Annotated in this window: 16 protein-coding genes; 4 read left to right on the forward strand and 12 right to left on the reverse strand. The window is 59.6% G+C overall.

What is annotated here, in order from left to right:
• The first annotated feature begins 70 nt into the window (after positions 1 to 70).
• Complete coding sequence (locus PSCI_RS03250) at positions 71 to 1,054, forward strand: hypothetical protein (protein WP_045482755.1); 984 nt, start codon at positions 71 to 73, stop codon at positions 1,052 to 1,054.
• Positions 1,055 to 1,114: 60 nt separating this feature from the next.
• On the opposite strand, the gene PSCI_RS03255 is transcribed toward PSCI_RS03250, so the two are convergent.
• The 9 genes from PSCI_RS03255 to PSCI_RS03295 all read right to left on the reverse strand — a co-directional run bounded on the left by PSCI_RS03255 (position 1,115) and on the right by PSCI_RS03295 (position 9,789).
• Positions 1,115 to 2,134, reverse strand: coding sequence for a branched-chain amino acid aminotransferase (locus tag PSCI_RS03255; protein WP_045482757.1), 1,020 nt, complete (start codon positions 2,132 to 2,134; stop codon positions 1,115 to 1,117).
• 110 nt (positions 2,135 to 2,244) lie between these two features.
• Complete coding sequence (locus PSCI_RS03260; protein WP_045482760.1) at positions 2,245 to 2,886, reverse strand: CatB-related O-acetyltransferase; 642 nt, start codon at positions 2,884 to 2,886, stop codon at positions 2,245 to 2,247.
• Positions 2,887 to 2,914: 28 nt separating this feature from the next.
• Positions 2,915 to 3,796 (reverse strand): glycosyltransferase family 2 protein, encoded by an 882-nt coding sequence (locus tag PSCI_RS03265; protein ID WP_045482763.1) that lies wholly within the window; start codon positions 3,794 to 3,796, stop codon positions 2,915 to 2,917.
• A 206-nt stretch (positions 3,797 to 4,002) separates the two neighbouring features.
• Positions 4,003 to 4,890, reverse strand: a complete 888-nt coding sequence (gene cyoE, locus PSCI_RS03270; protein WP_045482766.1) for a heme o synthase — start codon at positions 4,888 to 4,890, stop codon at positions 4,003 to 4,005.
• A gap of 10 nt (positions 4,891 to 4,900) precedes the next feature.
• On the reverse strand, positions 4,901 to 5,233 hold the full coding sequence (cyoD, locus tag PSCI_RS03275) for a cytochrome o ubiquinol oxidase subunit IV (RefSeq protein ID WP_045482769.1): 333 nt from the start codon (positions 5,231 to 5,233) through the stop codon (positions 4,901 to 4,903).
• Positions 5,234 to 5,860: a cytochrome o ubiquinol oxidase subunit III gene (gene cyoC / locus PSCI_RS03280; protein WP_045482772.1), complete on the reverse strand. Its 627-nt coding sequence runs from the start codon at positions 5,858 to 5,860 to the stop codon at positions 5,234 to 5,236. It abuts the gene before it with no gap.
• A 1-nt stretch (position 5,861) separates the two neighbouring features.
• Positions 5,862 to 7,874: a cytochrome o ubiquinol oxidase subunit I gene (cyoB, locus tag PSCI_RS03285; RefSeq protein WP_045482774.1), complete on the reverse strand. Its 2,013-nt coding sequence runs from the start codon at positions 7,872 to 7,874 to the stop codon at positions 5,862 to 5,864.
• Positions 7,875 to 7,877: 3 nt separating this feature from the next.
• Positions 7,878 to 8,822, reverse strand: coding sequence for a ubiquinol oxidase subunit II (gene cyoA, locus PSCI_RS03290; RefSeq protein WP_045482777.1), 945 nt, complete (start codon positions 8,820 to 8,822; stop codon positions 7,878 to 7,880).
• A gap of 442 nt (positions 8,823 to 9,264) precedes the next feature.
• The gene (locus PSCI_RS03295; RefSeq protein WP_045482780.1) at positions 9,265 to 9,789 is read right to left on the reverse strand and encodes a disulfide bond formation protein B; all 525 of its coding nucleotides are present in this window, start codon (positions 9,787 to 9,789) and stop codon (positions 9,265 to 9,267) included.
• A gap of 595 nt (positions 9,790 to 10,384) precedes the next feature.
• On the opposite strand from PSCI_RS03295, the gene PSCI_RS03300 reads away from it, so the two are divergent.
• The 3 genes from PSCI_RS03300 to PSCI_RS03310 all read left to right on the forward strand — a co-directional run bounded on the left by PSCI_RS03300 (position 10,385) and on the right by PSCI_RS03310 (position 12,526).
• The gene (locus tag PSCI_RS03300; protein WP_045482783.1) at positions 10,385 to 11,278 is read left to right on the forward strand and encodes a chemotaxis protein; all 894 of its coding nucleotides are present in this window, start codon (positions 10,385 to 10,387) and stop codon (positions 11,276 to 11,278) included.
• Between the two features lie 81 nt (positions 11,279 to 11,359).
• On the forward strand, positions 11,360 to 11,674 hold the full coding sequence (locus tag PSCI_RS03305; protein ID WP_045493749.1) for a hypothetical protein: 315 nt from the start codon (positions 11,360 to 11,362) through the stop codon (positions 11,672 to 11,674).
• 102 nt (positions 11,675 to 11,776) lie between these two features.
• Positions 11,777 to 12,526 carry a YkgJ family cysteine cluster protein gene (locus tag PSCI_RS03310; protein ID WP_045482786.1) on the forward strand — a complete coding sequence of 250 codons (750 nt, stop codon included), beginning with the start codon at positions 11,777 to 11,779 and terminating at the stop codon, positions 12,524 to 12,526.
• Between the two features lies 1 nt (position 12,527).
• On the opposite strand, the gene PSCI_RS03315 is transcribed toward PSCI_RS03310, so the two are convergent.
• From PSCI_RS03315 to PSCI_RS03325, 3 genes are read right to left on the reverse strand one after another with little or no spacing between them, the layout of a single operon-like run.
• A complete protein-coding gene (locus tag PSCI_RS03315; protein WP_045482788.1) occupies positions 12,528 to 13,523 on the reverse strand; it encodes a fimbrial protein in 996 nt (331 codons plus the stop codon).
• A complete protein-coding gene (locus tag PSCI_RS03320) occupies positions 13,523 to 14,278 on the reverse strand; it encodes a fimbrial biogenesis chaperone (protein ID WP_045482791.1) in 756 nt (251 codons plus the stop codon). The genes PSCI_RS03315 and PSCI_RS03320 overlap by 1 nt, the downstream gene beginning before the upstream one ends.
• Positions 14,275 to 16,746, reverse strand: a complete 2,472-nt coding sequence (locus PSCI_RS03325; RefSeq protein WP_045493754.1) for a fimbria/pilus outer membrane usher protein — start codon at positions 16,744 to 16,746, stop codon at positions 14,275 to 14,277. Before PSCI_RS03325 ends, PSCI_RS03320 begins: the two co-directional genes overlap by 4 nt.
• Positions 16,747 to 16,968 lie beyond the last annotated feature (222 nt).

Below are 16,968 nucleotides of genomic sequence, written 5' to 3' on the forward strand. Positions count from 1 at the left end.
AAACAGCTTGTGGTGGCTGGACAAACCTACCAATCTTTCCTGAACGCTTCAGATCAGGAAGACCTCAGGCATGAAACCCGGCAAGCCCATCACCCGTGCGTTCTGCATCGAACTGCAGCAAGAGCTGACCATCGTCGATGCACGCCGGGAATATTTCTCCCAGGAACCGCCGCGCAAGCGCTTCGAATTCCTGTGCTCCAGTGAAGTGTGTCGGGCCCAAGGCGTGAAAGTCACCGGGGTGCGCTATGACGTGAAGCCACAGGACAACCCTACCTTCGTGGCCGCACACTTTCGTGCCAACCCGCATCATCAGCATGATCGCGCTTGCGAGTGGGTCGATGACAGCGATGGCGCCCAAGAGCCCGATGTCAGCGAAAGCCCTGACCCGCAGGTGCGTTTGCGCCAGGCGCGGCGCAAGCTCGACGACAATATCGACGTGTTCGACCCCAGCCTCAAGCAGCCGCTCAAGGAGCCTTCTGGCGCCGTGCCAACCGGCAAAGCAGAGGACCGGCCAGCCGCGCCTGAACCCGTTGGCCAAGTCAAAGAACCTGCCACGCCGCGTTACAGCGAAACCCGCACCAGCAATCTGGAGCGATTGGTGGACTTCTACCGTCAGGCCCGGGCTGAATTGAGTGATGAGGATTTCAAGCAGTTGACCTTGCGCGTTGCCGGGCAGGGTGAAATCACCCTGCGCTCGTATTTCCGCCACATCAAGTACGCCCATGAAGGCGACAACAGTCGGGTGCTGTACGGCGGCGGGCTGGTCGATGACAAGCGCTACGGCAAGGGCTTCAAGTTTCAGTTCTATGACCGCCTCGATGGCAAGCGGGTGACGTTGTATGTGTCACCGGCGCAGATGCAGGCCTATCGCTCCAGCCGCTACATCGAGGAGCTGCTCAGCCATGCCGCTGAGGTGAAGTTCTTCACGGTCTATGCCTTGGGCACGCTGGTGAAAAGCCCGTCGGGCAAGAGCTTCAGCCTGGAGCTGGACGACTTGCGGCATCTGGCGATCATCCTCGGGCCGGCCAAAGAAGAGGCCACGCCAGACGCCTGATAACGCCCAATAAAAAAGGGAAGCTTGCGCTTCCCTTTTTGCTACAGCCGGTTCAGCGACTCAGACCTTGACGATCCAGCCTGCTGGCGCCTCAACGTCACCGGACTGTACGCCGGTCAGCTCTTTGTAGAGACGCTGGGTGACCGGACCGACTTCGGTCTCGCTGTGGAATACATGCAGCTTGTCTTTATAGGAAATGCCACCGATTGGCGTGATCACCGCGGCAGTACCGCAGGCACCGGCTTCCTTGAACTGGTCGATCTTGTCGATGAACACGTCACCCTCTTCGACCGTCAGGCCCAGACGGCTGCTGGCCAGCTCCATCAGCGACAGACGGGTGATACCCGGCAGCACCGACGGCGAACGCGGGGTTACGAACTTGTTGTCAGCGGTGATGGCAAAGAAGTTGGCCGAGCCGACTTCTTCGATCTTCGAATGGGTCTGCGGGTCCAGGTAGATGCAATCGGCGAAGCTGTTCTTCTTGGCTTCGGAGCCTGGCAGCAGGCTGGCAGCATAATTGCCGCCGACCTTGGCCGCACCGGTGCCCTGCGGGGCGGCACGGTCGTAGCCGGAGATCACGAAGTTGTTCGGCTTCAGGCCGCCTTTGAAGTAAGCGCCGACCGGAATGCAGAAGATCGAGAAGATGAATTCTGGCGCAGTGCGCACACCGATATTGTCACCCACACCGATCACGAACGGACGCAGGTACAGCGCACCACCGGAGCCGTAAGGCGGGATGAAGTGCTCGTTGGCCTTGACGACCTGCTTGCAGGCCTCGATGAACATCTCGGTAGGAACTTGCGGCATCAACACACGCGCACAGCTGCGCTGCATGCGTTGGGCGTTCTGGTCAGGACGGAACAGGTTGATCGAGCCATCCTTGCAGCGATAGGCCTTCAGGCCCTCGAAGCACTGCTGACCGTAATGCAGGGCCGTGGAGCCTTCACTGATGTGCAGAACGTTGTCTTCGGTCAGCGAACCGGCTTGCCACTCACCGTTACGCCAGTAGGAAAGAAAGCGCTTATCGGTCTTGATGTAGTCGAAACCCAGCGTGTCCCAGTTGATGCTCACTTGACTCATAACGCCCTCTTTCATTTAGCAGACTGCCTGGACGAGTCAGGCCAATGCCGTATTCTGCCAGAACTTGCGGGTCTGTCGACATTCACTCATAGCACTTTGAATTGTGCACCTCAACCAACCGGTACAGCCTCGGCTGCCTTGCGCCGCCGGATATAGGTCAGGAAAGCCTGCAGGTCCGCGCTGCACAGGGTTCGCGCCACTGACTTGACCTCATCCACCGGCCAGTCCCACCAGGCGGCCTGAAGCAGTTCTTCGCGAACCTGCTCTTCGAAACGCCAGCGGATGAACTTGCACGGGTTGCCGCCGACCACCGAGTAAGGCGGCACATCGCGGGTCACCATCGCGCCGGCCGCCACAATCGCGCCATGGCCGATGGTCACGCCGGACAGAATCACCGCATCGGCGCAAATCCAGCAGTCGCTGCCGATCACTACATCACCCTTGCTGGGCGCGTAGTCCTTGATGTCTTCAAGCTTGTCGATCATCGCCGGAAACGGATACGTGGTCAGCCAGTCAGTACGGTGCTCGCCGCCCAGCAAAATCCGCACACCGTCGGCAATCGAGGTGTAGGAACCGACCTTCAGGACCGTGTCATCACCAAACTCCAGCACCTCGGGGATCCCGTAGGTGCCCACACCGACGGTATAACGCGGGTAGCGCAGCCTGATCTTTTCCGCCGACCTGTCCAGCTTGTCCATGCTGCGCAGGCGCTTTCTTGTTTTTCGTTCTTTGAGCAGTTCAAGGAATTTCATGGGGCTCCGGGGATCTTGAACACAACGCTTACCAATGTAGAACCAGACGCTTGAAACGTCGCCAGGTGGTGCGGTTCATGTGCTTGAGCGGGATCGAGCGCAGCAGGCTCCAGGCATGACGCTTGTCGGACACCACCGCATACTTGAGGGCCTTGTGCAGCGCTAACGTGCGGCCGTGCTGATACTCGGGGTGATCGCGATAAGGCTCAAGCGCTCTGAGGTCGGCATCGAGCAATACCCGGTATTTGCGCGACAGGTTGTTGGCATGCCGGCGGTAACGGGTGACAACCACCGGCAGGACGTCGATCCGATAGCCTTGCCGGGCAATGCGCAGGGTTATCTGGAAGTCCTGGACCTTGATCGCCGGGTCGTAGCCATCGGCTTCGCGCAACGCCTGCATGCGGTACAGCGCCGTGGGCGCACCGACCACCACGGCACCACGGACGATCTCGTCGAAGTGCTGACGCTCGATGTAATCGCGGCTCTGCGATTTGATGTCGTTGCCAGCGCAGTCCATGTAGCTGATCAGCGCACCGACGCAGCCGACCTCGGGATGCTGGTCGAGGTACTCGGCGCGGATGCGCACTGAAGACGCCAGCATGATGTCGTCCAGATCAGGGGTGGACACATAAGTGCCTTTGGCATGCTGCAGCCCGTGATTGAGCGCGGCACTGACGCCCTGATTGGCCTGGGTGTAGAGCTGGAAAGGATATTTGCCCTGCAAGGCTTGCAGCATGGGAATGCTGTTATCGCTGGAGCCGTCATCGACGATGATGACTTCGAAATTTTCGTAGTCTTGGGCGAAGATGCTGTCGATGGCAGCTTCAAGATACTGCTCGGCGTTGTAGCAGGGGGCGATGATCGAAACCAGAGGCGCCTGGGTGGCGGCCTGCTGCGGAGTGGAAGTCATGAGATCACTTTGTTCTTGGCACGCATACTGACAGCCTGATCAATCAGAGGCTGATTGTACCGGCACAACGTTAGCAACTTTTTACAAACCCGATACATGATGCGGCAATCGGTCGGTTTTTGCCATTGCGGCTGGCCAGGGCCCAAACAGCAGGCATAAAAAAACCCTGTTCAAGAACAGGGTTTTTTGTACCGCTCAGGCAAGCATCAGAACGCGTAGGTCACCAGAATCTCTTTGGTTACCTGAAAGTCCACCGACATCATCACGCTCAGCGCGGTGATGGTGACGATGGAGAACACGAACAGCTTGCGTGCCCAGACGGTGTCATCAGCAGCCTTGTAGCCTTTCCAGGCCATATACAGCCAGTACATGCCCAGACCGGCAGCGACCGCGAGGTAGTTCAGGCCGGCGTAGCCGCCAACCGTCAGCATCAGGGTCGCCACCAGAAACGCCAGGATGTACAGCAGGATATGGCGCTTGGTCACCAGGATGCCACGCTTGACCGGCAGAACCGGGATCTTCGCTGCACGATAGTCGTTGAAGCGGAAGATCGCGATGGCGTACGAGTGAGGCATTTGCCACAGGCTGAACATCACCAGCAGGGTCAACGCCGCAAAGTCGAAGTTGTTGCTCACTGCGCAGTAGCCGACCACCGGAGGCATTGCCCCCGACAGGCTACCGATCAGCGTGCCGTGCACCGACTTGCGCTTGAAGTACAGGCTGTACAGACCGACATAAATCACGAAACCGATCACTACCAGCAGTGCCGACAGCGGGTTGGCATAGGTATACAGCAGCCACACGCCCAGCGCACCGAGAACAGCTCCGTAGGCAAGGGCCAGTTTCAGGGACACAAGCCCCTGAACCAGAGCCCGCTCACGGGTGCGCTCCATGCGCTGGTCGATATCGCGGTCAATGCAGTTGTTGAATACACAACCTGAAGCCACGACCAGGGAAGTACCGAGTACCGCCGCCAGAAACACGACGAAATCGATATCCCCCTTGGACGCCAGGAAAAAGCCACCTGCCACCGAAAGCACGTTACCGAAAATGATCCCCGGCTTGGTGATTTGGATAAAGTGCTTCAGTGACATCAGTATTTCCTCACTGCGCCATCATTTCGCGGTGGATGCTGAAGATGATCCACACCGACAGGCCCACCAGGAACACGATCACCAGCGCAGTGAAGACAAACGCCATCACGTTGTTGCGCTGAGCAGCCGAGAAGTCCAGGTGCAGGAAGTAGCGCAGGTGAACCAGGATCTGGATGATCGCGAACAGCATGATGATCCAGATAGTGGTGTCTTTCGGCAGAACCGGCGACATCACCAGGGCGAACGGAATGGCAGTCAGGATGATCGACAGCACGAAGCCGATGACATAGTCCTTGACCGAACCGTGACCCTGCTCGTCGTGGGAGTTATGCGAACTAGCCATTTACAGGGCCCCCAACAGGTAAACAATGGTGAACACGCCAATCCAGACCACGTCCAGGAAGTGCCAGAACAGGCTCAGGCAGCTCAGGCGGGTCTTGTTGGTGTTGGTCAGGCCCTTTTTCTGGACCTGATACATCATGATGCCCATCCAGATCAGACCGCTGGTCACGTGCAGACCGTGCAGACCTACCAGCGAGAAGAACGCCGACAGGAAGCCGCTGCGGCTAGGACCGTAGCCTTCGTGGATCAGGTGATGGAACTCGTAGACTTCCATCGCGATGAACGCTGCACCGCACACGAAAGTCACTGCCAGCCAGCGCAGGACACCACTCTTGTTACCTTTGTACAGCGCCAGCATGGCAAAGCCATAAGTGATGGAGCTGACCAGCAGGAACGCGGTTTCCACGGCCACGAACGGCAGCAGGAAGATGTCCTGGCCGGTCGGGCCGCCGGCGACGCTGTTCATCATCACGGCGTAGACCGCGAAGAACGATGCGAACAGCACGCAGTCGGTCATCAGATACAGCCAGAAGCCGTAGATCGTCATGCCACCACTGTCGTGGTGTTCGTCATGCCCGTGATCGTGGTCGTGACCATGGGCTCCGGAGTTGATAGCAATGTTCGACATGTTAGACCTGTTCCATCGAAGACTTGGCAGGAGTGTATGCACCTTGGGCCGCCAGGACCTTGTGATGCTCAGCTTCGATACGCGCAACTTCCTCGGCCGGGACCATGTAGCCCTGGTCATCACGTGCAGCGTGAGCAACGAAGACGGCGATGGTTGCTACCAGGCTCGCACCTACCAGCCACCAGATGTGCCAGATGAAGGCGAAACCGAACACGGTCAGCAGCAGACCCATGTACATGCCGGTCGCGGTGTTATTAGGCATGTGGATCGCCGAATACTTGGCCGGAACCTTGTAGGCAGTACCGTTGCGCTTGGCTTCGGTGAATGCGTCGATGTCATCAGCCTTCGGCAGTTCTGCGAAGTTGTAGAACGGCGGTGGCGACGAAGTGGACCATTCCAGGGTGTGGCCATTCCATGGGTCACCGGTCAGGTCGAGGTTCTTGTTGCGGTCGCGGATACTGACGAACAGCTGGATCAGTTGCGAAGCGATACCGGCAGCGATCAGGAACGCACCGAACAGAGCAACGTTCAGGTAGATGTTCCACTCAGGCATATCGGTCGCGTTCAGACGACGGGTCATGCCCAGGAAGCCCAGCGCGTACAGTGGCATGAAGGCCACGAAGAAGCCGCTCAGCCAGAACCAGAACGCAGCCTTGCCCCAGCCTTCGTGCAGCTTGAAGCCGAACGCTTTCGGGAACCAGAACGCGAAGCCTGCGATGTAACCGAATACCGCACCACCGATGATCACGTTGTGGAAGTGAGCGATAACGAACAGGCTGTTGTGCAGCACGAAGTCAGCGCCCGGGATGGCCAGCAGAACGCCGGTCATACCACCGATCGAGAAGGTGATCATGAAGCCCAGGGTCCACATGATCGGCGCGGTGAAGCGCAGACGGCCCTGATAGATGGTGAACAGCCAGTTGAACAGTTTCACACCGGTCGGGATGGCAATCAGCATGGTCGCCAGACCGAAGAAGGCGTTGACGCTGGCGCCCGCACCCATGGTGAAGAAGTGGTGCAGCCAGACCACGAAGCCCAGTACGCAGATACCGCCCGATGCGTAGATCATCGACTTGTGGCCGAACAGACGCTTGCCGGAGAAGGTCGAAACCACTTCCGAGAACACGCCGAACGCCGGCAGTACCAGGATGTAAACCTCAGGGTGACCCCAGGCCCAGAACAGGTTCACGTACATCATTGGGTTGCCGCCCAGTTCGTTCGTGAAAATGTGGAAGTCCAGGTAACGGTCGAGGGTCAGCAGCGCCAGACACGCAGTCAGAATCGGGAACGAAGCCACGATCAGGACGTTGGCGAAGGTGCAGGTCCAGGTGAAGATCGGCATGTCCATCAGCTTCATGCCAGGGGTGCGCATCTTCAGTACGGTAACCAGGAAGTTGACGCCGGTCAGCGTCGTACCCAACCCTGATAGCTGTAGTGCCCAGATGTAGTAGTCGACACCGACGCCAGGGCTGTATTGCAGCCCGGACAGAGGCGGATAGGCAACCCAGCCGGTCTTGGCGAACTCACCAACACCCAGAGAGATGTTGATCAGCAGCATGCCGGCGACCAGCAGCCAGAAGCTCAGCGAGTTCAGGAACGGGAAGGCAACGTCACGCGCACCGATCTGCAGTGGCAGAACGATGTTCATCAGGCCGGTGAAGAAAGGCATCGCCATGAAGATGATCATGATCACACCGTGAGCGGTGAAGATCTGGTCATAGTGTTCAGGCGGCAGGAAGCCTTCGGCGCCATTCTGCGCCATGGCCAATTGGGTACGCATCATGATTGCGTCGGCAAAACCGCGCAGCAGCATGACCATGGCGACGATGATGTACATCACGCCGATTTTCTTGTGGTCGACCGAAGTCAGCCACTCGGTCCACAGGTAACCCCACTTCTTGAAGTAGGTGATAGCGCCGGCCAGCGCCAGACCGCCAAGGGCGACCATGGCGAGGGTCACCATGACTATCGGCTCGTGGTACGGAATCGCTTCCAGACTTAATTTGCCTAACATTGTTTACTCCTCTGCCCCAGCAGCTGAATTCTTGCTGTTTTGCGCACCATCGGTACCGGTGACTTGCTTATCACGGATGCTTTGCTTGCTCGGCCCGTGGTTCATGCCCTCGTACTTGTCGATGATGACCTGGAACAGATCAGGGGTGACCGAGGAATAGAGTTCTACGGGGTGACGCTCGCTAGGTTTGAGCAAGGCTGCGTATTCAGCCGAGTCAAGCTGCTTTGGTGAATTCTTGACTTCCTTGATCCACGCCTGGTAATCGGCCTGGCTGGTCGAGATCGCCTTGAACTTCATGCCGGTGAAACCCGCGCCACTGTAGTTGGCGGAAATACCGTTGAACTCGTGATTCTCGTTGGCGATCAGGTGCAGCTTGGTGTGCATGCCCGCCATCGCATAGATCTGGCCGCCCAGACCCGGAATGAACAACGAGTTCATTACGCTGTCAGAGGTAACCTGGAAATTGATCGGCGTGTTGGCCGGGAAGACGATGTGGTTGACCGTGGCAATACCCTCTTCCGGGTAGATGAACAGCCATTTCCAGTCCAGCGACACCGCCTGGATGACCACCGGCTTGACCTCGGACTCCAGCGGACGGTAAGGGTCCAGCTTGTGGGTCGAGACGTAGGTGAAGTAGCCCAGGAAGATCAGCAGGATGATCGGCACGCCCCAGACCGCGACTTCGATCTTGGTGGAGTGCGACCAGTCAGGCGTGTACTTGGCAGCCTTGTTCGACGCGCGATATTTCCAGGCGAAGATGATGGTCATGAAAATGACCGGGATCACCACGATCAGCATCAGCAGCGTAGCGATAACGATCAGGTTGCGTTGCTCGATACCCACCTGCCCTTTCGGATCGAGCAGCGGAAAGCCATCACAACCACTGAGCAGAAGCATACTGAACAGGGCCAAGTAGCCAAAAAACCTGGGGTACCTATTTTTACTCATCTCACGACCTCTAAAAGCAGCTTTCGCGGTGCTGTTGGGTTTCGACCGCCAACACTTCACCCTGCCAGTGCCGGCATGTTTTTTTGAATTGAACAAGGGCCTGCCAGAACGCGGTAGCGAAACGACAAATCCGGTTTAACTTGGATTCTTATCTTGAACGGCTGGAGATCACCTGCCAGGCAGAATAATCACCTTAAGCGCGGCCATTCAGTGCGCTTGGAGGCCAGCGTTGCGCGGCTAATTCAGAGTACGAGCAGCGCTCCCGGCCTCAAAACAGCTAATCGCCAAGCCAGGCTGGACGATAACTGCGGGCGATTGTAGATACGTAAGTTTTTATTGACTATGCCTTATTCTGCAACAGTTAATCTCAGAATCGGTAACAATTGCAAATTTTTGTTGTCCCGATCATGAAAAATGCCTCGTTCTACGAGGCATTTCTAAACTAAAGCCCTTGTAAACCTTGAGGTTTACGCCGGTTACGTACGATCCCCAGAGGGACCAGTATCGCAGTAAGCACGAATGCTACCAGAGCCCACTGCGCCAGCGACAGTCCCAGAACCGGCGGATAAGGTGTGGAGCAGAAGCCGCTGACCTGAAAGCCTAGGGGAAACATCGACGCCAGGGGGAGTCCGTCGACGATCGGTTGCAGGGTGTCGATTCCACAGCTTACCGCCGGGTTGGCCAGTACCCAGACGTGCCGGCCAGCCGCCGCAATGCCGCCTATTGCGCTGAGCACCACCAGCGCTTCGAACAGGGTCGTGCTGCGCCGGCCGGGCATGGCCGCGCCGATGAAGGCGAACAGCGCGATCAGCAACAGCGCGTAGCGCTGCAGGATGCACAGCGGGCAAGGCGCCTCGCCCAATACGATCTGCATGTACAGCGCGCCGCCGATCAGCGACAGGCAGATGATTCCCAGCAAGACCAGAAAGCGCTTTTCGCGCTTCAGGTACAACATGTTGTCGCTCATTCACATACCTTTTCAGTTGTTAGGCCACGGCTGCCAAGCGCTCTGGGGCGCCCTGGAACAGCCGATGATCGGCGGCAGGCGCCCGAGACTCAAGGCCCGGGCCGCCATACGGGAAGATTTGCCGTCCGGATGGTCGCCGCCCTGCGCCTCAGGCACCCGTGTGGCAGACCAGCCGGCCGATAACGAATTCCTTCCTTATATATAGAAGGCTGCGTCCTTTTGTCGCACGAGCATTTGCCTGGCAAGCCATTGCGATGAATTGTCACACCCCACGGCAAGCTCGAAAAACTGTGCGCATTTGCCGCAGCCAAACCTGGCTGGATAACCATGCGCCCTATTGTCGCACGCGCTTCTATATATAGAAGGATGCGACCATTTGCCACACGACACCGGTCCGATATTTGACGTCAATAAAGTCCAACTGCCACTATAGGTTCCATGCGCCTGCGCTTCTACGGCAAAATGCCAAACCGTGAAACGCCTCTCAGGCCAGATCGCTGCGGGCGACTATTCTCTAACAAAGCTCAAGAGGGTCGCTGGATCATAACGTCAAGACCCGCATCGTTCGACGATATCCATTTGCCATAAGGTTCCTATGTCCACCAAGAACGCCCGGGCGGATTCTCTCTCGCTGCTGTTGTTCACCTTGCGTAGCGGCAAGCTGATGGCAATCAACCTGTTGAAGGTCAGCGAGATCATTCCCTGCCCGGCCCTGACCCATCTGCCCGAATCCCACCCGCACGTAAAAGGCGTAGCCACGTTGCGCGGAGCATCGCTGTCGGTCATCGACCTGAGCCGGGCCATTGGCGAGCGGCCATTGGCCGATCCGGATGCCGGCTGCCTGATCGTCACCGATGTGAGCCGCAGCAAACAGGGCCTGCACGTTCAGGCGGTCAGCAAGATCGTCCACTGCCTGACCACCGACATCCGCCCGCCACCCTACGGCTCCAGCCGTCACTCTTTCATCACCGGCGTCACCCAGGTCGATGGCGTACTGGTTCAGGTGCTCGATATCGAGAAGGTCATCCATGGCATCGCACCGGCGCAGATCGTCGTCGAGCCCGATCAACTGACCACTCATGAAGTCGAACTGCTCGGCACGGTACAAATTCTGGTGGTCGACGACAGCCAGGTCGCCTTGCAGCAGTCGATCATCACCCTGCGCAATATCGGTATCGAATGCCGCACCGCGCGCAGTGCCAGAGAGGCCATGGATGTGCTGCTGGAACTCAAAGGCACCTCTGGCGAAATCAACGTACTGATCTCCGACATCGAGATGTCAGAGATGGACGGTTATGCACTGACCCGTACCCTGCGTGAAACGCCAGACTTCTCTGACCTGTACATCCTGCTGCACACCTCGCTGGACAGCGCGATGAACAGCGAGAAAGCCAGGATTGCCGGGGCCGATGCGGTGTTGACCAAGTTCTCTTCGCCCGAACTGACCCGCTGCGTACTGGAAGCGGCCCGCACCGTGAATGCCCGCTGAGCACTGCCCCCGGCCAGCCGACGAAACCTTGCTCGGGCAATCCAGTCTAACGCCCATTGCCAATGAGCCTGGATGGATGCCATGAGAACCGTTGTGTTGTTACTTGCGACCCTGACCTGTGGGGTGAGCCAGGTCCAGGCCTCAAGTCCTGATGCCTGGCAACAGCTGGACAAGACCGAACGAGCCGCCTGCCTGAAGACAAGCCAGTTGCAAGACGTCAAAGTGTTGGGCAAACAGGCCCGTTTCGACGATCAGGTTGGTTATGACGCCCTGCTGCTGCAAGGTCGCTATCCACAGAAGCACATGAACAATCGCAAAGGCCTGGAGCTGTGCCTGTATCACCGCCAGTCCGGCAAGGCCACAGTCACTGAGTGGGATAGCGTCGAGAAGCGCTGACAGGCGCTGGCATATAACTTGCCTCATTCATTGCCAACCAAAGGTTGAGCGTACATGCCTGCACGCTCAGCCCAAACGCTGGTATGGACGACTCCTGGCGCGATGAATACCCGATTTTCCTGCGTCGGCTGCGGCAAGTGCTGCACTGACCACCATGTCCCTTTGACCCTCAGCGAAGCCCGGCAGTGGGCTGCTGACGGCGGTGCCCTGATCGTCCTGACTGAAGGTTTTCTCGACAACGGCTATGGAGTTGACCAAGCGCAGTGGCAGCACGCCACGCGCCGCTCGATTCTGGTCAACAGCGGCGCTGCCCGAGCGTATATAGCCATCACCTTCGCGGCCTATAACGTCGGACCTTGCCGGAATCTTGACGCGCAGCAGCTGTGCCGTATCTATGAGCGCCGGCCACTGGTGTGCCGTATCTACCCAATGGAGATCAACCCGCATATTCCGTTGCGTCCACACACCAAGGATTGCCCGCCGCACGCTTGGGAACAGGGCCCGGAGCTGATTGTCGGCAATACCCTGGCCGACCCGCAGTTGCTTGCCCTGATCGAACAATCCCGCCAGGCCGACCGCGATGACATTGCGGCCAAGCGGACCGTGTGCCAGCTGTTGGGGATCAATACCACGGCGCTCAAGGGCAACGGGTTCGTCGCTTATCTACCGGAGATGTCCGCTTTCAGCGCTGCCCTCGAAGCGGTTCATGGCGCTGATCCAGCCGAGCAGGCAGCGGCCGAGTGGACCTTTCATGTCGCCGGCCAGCAGGTCAACGACACCTTGCAACAGGCCGGCGCCCGGCTGGCCGCGCCCGAAACGCCGCCTTACCTGTTCATACCTCTGGCAACCTGAGTCATTTGTAATAAAGATCGATCATCACCTCAGCGGCAAACGGTCCCGGCACCGGCCGCGGTGTCTGCCAGATCAGTTGTGCATCGAAATCGACTTGGCTGGAGGGTGTTCCCTGCAACAGGTCGGTCAGGTGAAACGACTCGTTGTAGCGTAACGGCTGACCGTCGGCGGCCCGCACGATGCGAATCCCCAGTGAGGCATTGTTGCCCGGCACCAGCAAGTCCTGCACCAGGCTGCCGGTGACCGGGCGAAACCGCGCATCGAGGCTGAACGGCGAATCACAGCTGCGATTGGTCGACAGGGAAAACGATCGCTGATCGAAGACCTTGCCGACCACCACTTGCTTGATCGGCAGCGCGCCGAACTCCAGGCTGGCCGGGTAAACCTGCAATTGCGCATCGCAGGCAATGAAGCGCAGCCCGGTCAGATTGTTCAGCACATAACTGAGGCTATTGCCTGCCCCACTCTGCGGACCACTCTGCGCACCGAGCTGAAACACCCGGTAGTCCGGAATGTCTGCCGGCACGCCGGAGACCGGCGTCGCACCGAACTTCTGCACAAATACCGAGAAAGCCAGGTTGAAACGGACCCTGGGGCAGGCCTCTATGTTGGAGTCGCCTTCGTGGCAGACCGGTAATACCTGACCGGTGGCGATTCGCCCGGAAAAGTGATCGGCACCGCCCACGCTCAACCCCACGCGAATCCCTTGGCCGACGTTCAGGTTATCGGGGTTCAAATGCACGAACACTTCCTGGGCCACCGCCTGCTGGTCTTCGCGGGCACATTCGATCAGGACGCTTTGGCGTTCGGAACGCCAGACCACCTCGCCATGCGGCAAGGACTCGGGAATCGCCACGGTACTGCCCAGATCGCCGCGCAGAACCGGCGCGCCGGAGCCCTGCACGCTGCACACCAGAGCAAAACAGGACGCCGGGCTGAGCAACGCCAGCAGGACAACGGCACGCAAGCGCCGCGCAGCAAAGAGAGAATCGGACATCAGCAGTCTCCTGCCATCAATGGAGTATCCAGCAGCCGCGCACTGAAGGCGGCCTGGCCGGTCGGTTGTGCGCAGTAGTCACGCCGACCGCCGTAGTCAGTCAGCGCCTTGAAGGTCAATTGGCGAGCTACGTGCGGCGGCGTCGGCCAGTCGAAGCGTTGCCCCGGTGCGAGCAACAGGTAGTCGCGCACCGCGCGGCCATCGAGTTGCAGATCCAGCAGCGCCACATGAAAAGCCGTGGGGTTGCTAACCTGCAGACGTGCTCTGCCCGCCACCTCATGGCTGAGTGACCAGCGCAATGCGACGGGCGCCAGCGCCGGGTCGCCGGGCAAACCGGGCGGACGATGGAATACGTTGATCCGCTGGCGCACCGCGATACTCAATTGCTGCCCGGCCTCGGAACGCTGTGGTATCTCCAGAACATAGAGATGGACCAATGACTCACGGTCTGTCGGCATGCCCTGGCCCTGATACAACACCCGTAATTGTTGCCGCCCCAGGCCAGGCAGACGCAGCAGCGCCGGGGTCACGACGAAAGGTAACGGGCGGTCTGAGGCAACAGCCGCTTCATCGCTGCTGCCCGGCAGCGCCAGCCAGGCTTGCAGCAGCACCTCCTGGTCGCTGCGGTTGTGTGCCTCGATACTCACCTCGTTACCTGCACCAAGGATCAACCGTGTGCCGAGCAGCGAAACCGTGGCCTGAGCAGGCACCATCGCGCACAGGCCCAACAGCGCCAGCCAGCGTTTGAGGTTCATTGGCAGACCACCTTGACTCGCTCATAAGCGCGCTGTGCATCGCGGGCCGGCAAGCTGAACGGCGCCGCACAACGCTGGGTCGACCAGCGCACATACAAGGTGCCGCTGTCCTGTTCGCTGAGCACCAACGCCTGGCTGGTCGGGTCGACAGTCGCCAGCGTCCTGCCCTGCCCGTCCTCGACCGTGGCGCCCAGCGGCAGGCGACTGCCATCGGCGCGCAGCAGTTCGAACTGCACACGGCGCCCGAGTGCGGCCTTGAAACGCAGCACCGGCACCGCACCGCGAGTCGGCACCAGTTGCCCGATGGCATTGTCCAGATCGACATCGGCACCCAACTGGCGGGTGTCCAGATTGACCCAGTTGGTGCGGTACGGCTGGGCATAGGGCAGAACCGCATAACCGTTGCCTGAGGTTTCGACCTGACGCCAGGACGCCAGGCTGGCGCCGCTGACCTGCGGGACTTCGATCAGCGCAAAGGTTTCGCCCAGCGCCTGCCCAAGGTTGAGCCCACCGGCATGCGCCACCAGCGAGCCGCTGGCCCCCAGCAGCAGGCTGCGGTAATCGCGGCCCTGACTGTAGCCGGCCTCAAAGCGGCCATAGGGTTTGAGGGTGTTGACCTTGGCGGACCCAAAGCTGCCGGAACGGCTGTCATGCCCGGCCTGCACCGAGTAGAACGTGTCGCGTTCCTCCAGCACTTGACCATAAACCCCGGCCTGGGTGTTGTACTCGCCCTGGCTGTCGCGCAACGCATTGAACGACAAGCGCGATGCGCGGGCGCTATCGCCCAGCGGCAGCGTCACACTGAGCGAAAGCCGATTGTCGTCACGCCCCTCGCCAAAGCGGCTCCATGCCTGGGTCCGTTCCAGCGACAGGCTGTAACTGAGGTTGCGCCACACCGAGTTCCACGCCAGATAAGCCTGGCGAGTCTTGCCCGGCAGGTTCCAGTAACGCTGCTCCGAAGCCGTCAGGCTCAGGCTGGCGGTGAGCTGCGGCAGGGTCTGGGTCAGGTTGACCTCCAGCCGGTCTCTGGCCCGGCCCACCAGCGCAATGCCGGTGCGCTCGTCCAGTTCCTCAACGTGCTGCCCGAGGCTGCGGTAATGCTCGGTGCTATAGCGATAACCGGCCACCGCCAGGGTCGTCGCGGTGGCTTCCAGAGTATTGGCATAACGCACCCGCAGGCTGTGGCCCTGACGCTGTTGGTCGTGCACCTGACTGGCCGAATGAGTCAGGTCAGCCGACACCGCGCCCAGTGGCGTATTGACGCCCGCGCCAAGATTGACGGCACGGTAATCTTCGGCCCACTGCACACCGCCAAAACCGGTGATCGCGTCATTCACGCCATAGATCCACGCCGCGCCGAGAAAATTCGGCGCCTGCTCTGCGCCATCGTAGTTATCCACTTGCCCGCCACTCAAGCTGTAGCGAAATGCTCCGCTGGGCAGCATGATCGGCAGCGAGGCATAGGCTTGAGTGAAGCTGCGGCGGCGTCCGTCAGCCTCGATGATGGTCACCTGCAAGTCGCCGTTGGAGCCGCTGGGGTAGATATCGCTGATCTCGAAAGGCCCTGGCGAGACGTTGCCGCTGTACAGCAAAAAGCCGCTCTGGCGCACTTCGACTGTGGCGTTGCTCTCTGCGGTACCGCGGATGACCGGCGCATAGACGCGCTCGCTATCAGGCAGCATGCCGTCATCGGACACCAGCGCTGCGCCCTTGAAACGCACGCTGTCGAAAACCTGTCCTTCACTGAAGGTTTCGCCCAGGCTCAACTGGCTCTTGAGCGAGGTAATGTCGCGCTGGGCAAAGGTCCGGTTGCTACGAAACCGGTAAGGCTGGTCGCTGCCATGCACCAGTGATGACTCATTACGCAGCCGCCAGGCCCCCAGGTTCAGACCGTTGCGCAAGCCCAGATACTGTTGTTCGCTGCGCTGACCACGCTGGCTGCGTGCGGCGGCATTGAAGGTGTAATTGACGAACCCGACGGTTTCGCCCTGATCCCATAGCTGTGGCGATACATAACCGCGACTGCTGCGCGCCATCAATGCCTGGGGCACGCTGATGTTCAGGCGCAGCGCACCCGGCTGGTAGTCGATACGGGCAAACTCGACCTGGCCGCTCAGGTCATAGCAGGCTTGCTCCCGCGCTTGCCGCGACTCCTGGTCCGCCGGCAACTTCTGCAGGTCCAGACCGAAGTCACTGAGCATCTGCAGGGTCAGGCAGGGCTCGACGCGACCGCTGCGCGGGCTGCGCACGAACTGAACGTCGCGCCGCCCGCTCAGGGCGCGATTGACGTGAATATCGACCCGATAAGTACCGGGCAGCACGGTGCTGGAGCGCAAAAATTCTTCGAGGTCCGGCGGCTGGTCACTGCCCTGGATGAACGCGGTGTTGAAACGCCCCGCTTTGGTGTCCCCTTGGGGTTGCGCCGCCCAGGCACTGAACGACAGGCTCAGGCCCAGCCCGAAGCCGATCGGCAACGGATGGTGTGACAAAGACAGCCCGGCGACAGACCTGGCCAGGCGTTTGACCGGGCCGCGCAGCGCCCGGGTTCTGAATCCCTTGTTATTCTGTGTGAGCCATTCCATTAGCTGTTGTTCACTCTGCTTCAAGATAACCGGTGCGTCGCACTTCCCTGTTCGGCAACGAACACATGACAACCGAGCACTCGCAGACATCGAGGCTCAGCGAATAGG

Source organism: Pseudomonas sp. StFLB209 (assembly GCF_000829415.1).
Classification (GTDB): domain Bacteria; phylum Pseudomonadota; class Gammaproteobacteria; order Pseudomonadales; family Pseudomonadaceae; genus Aquipseudomonas.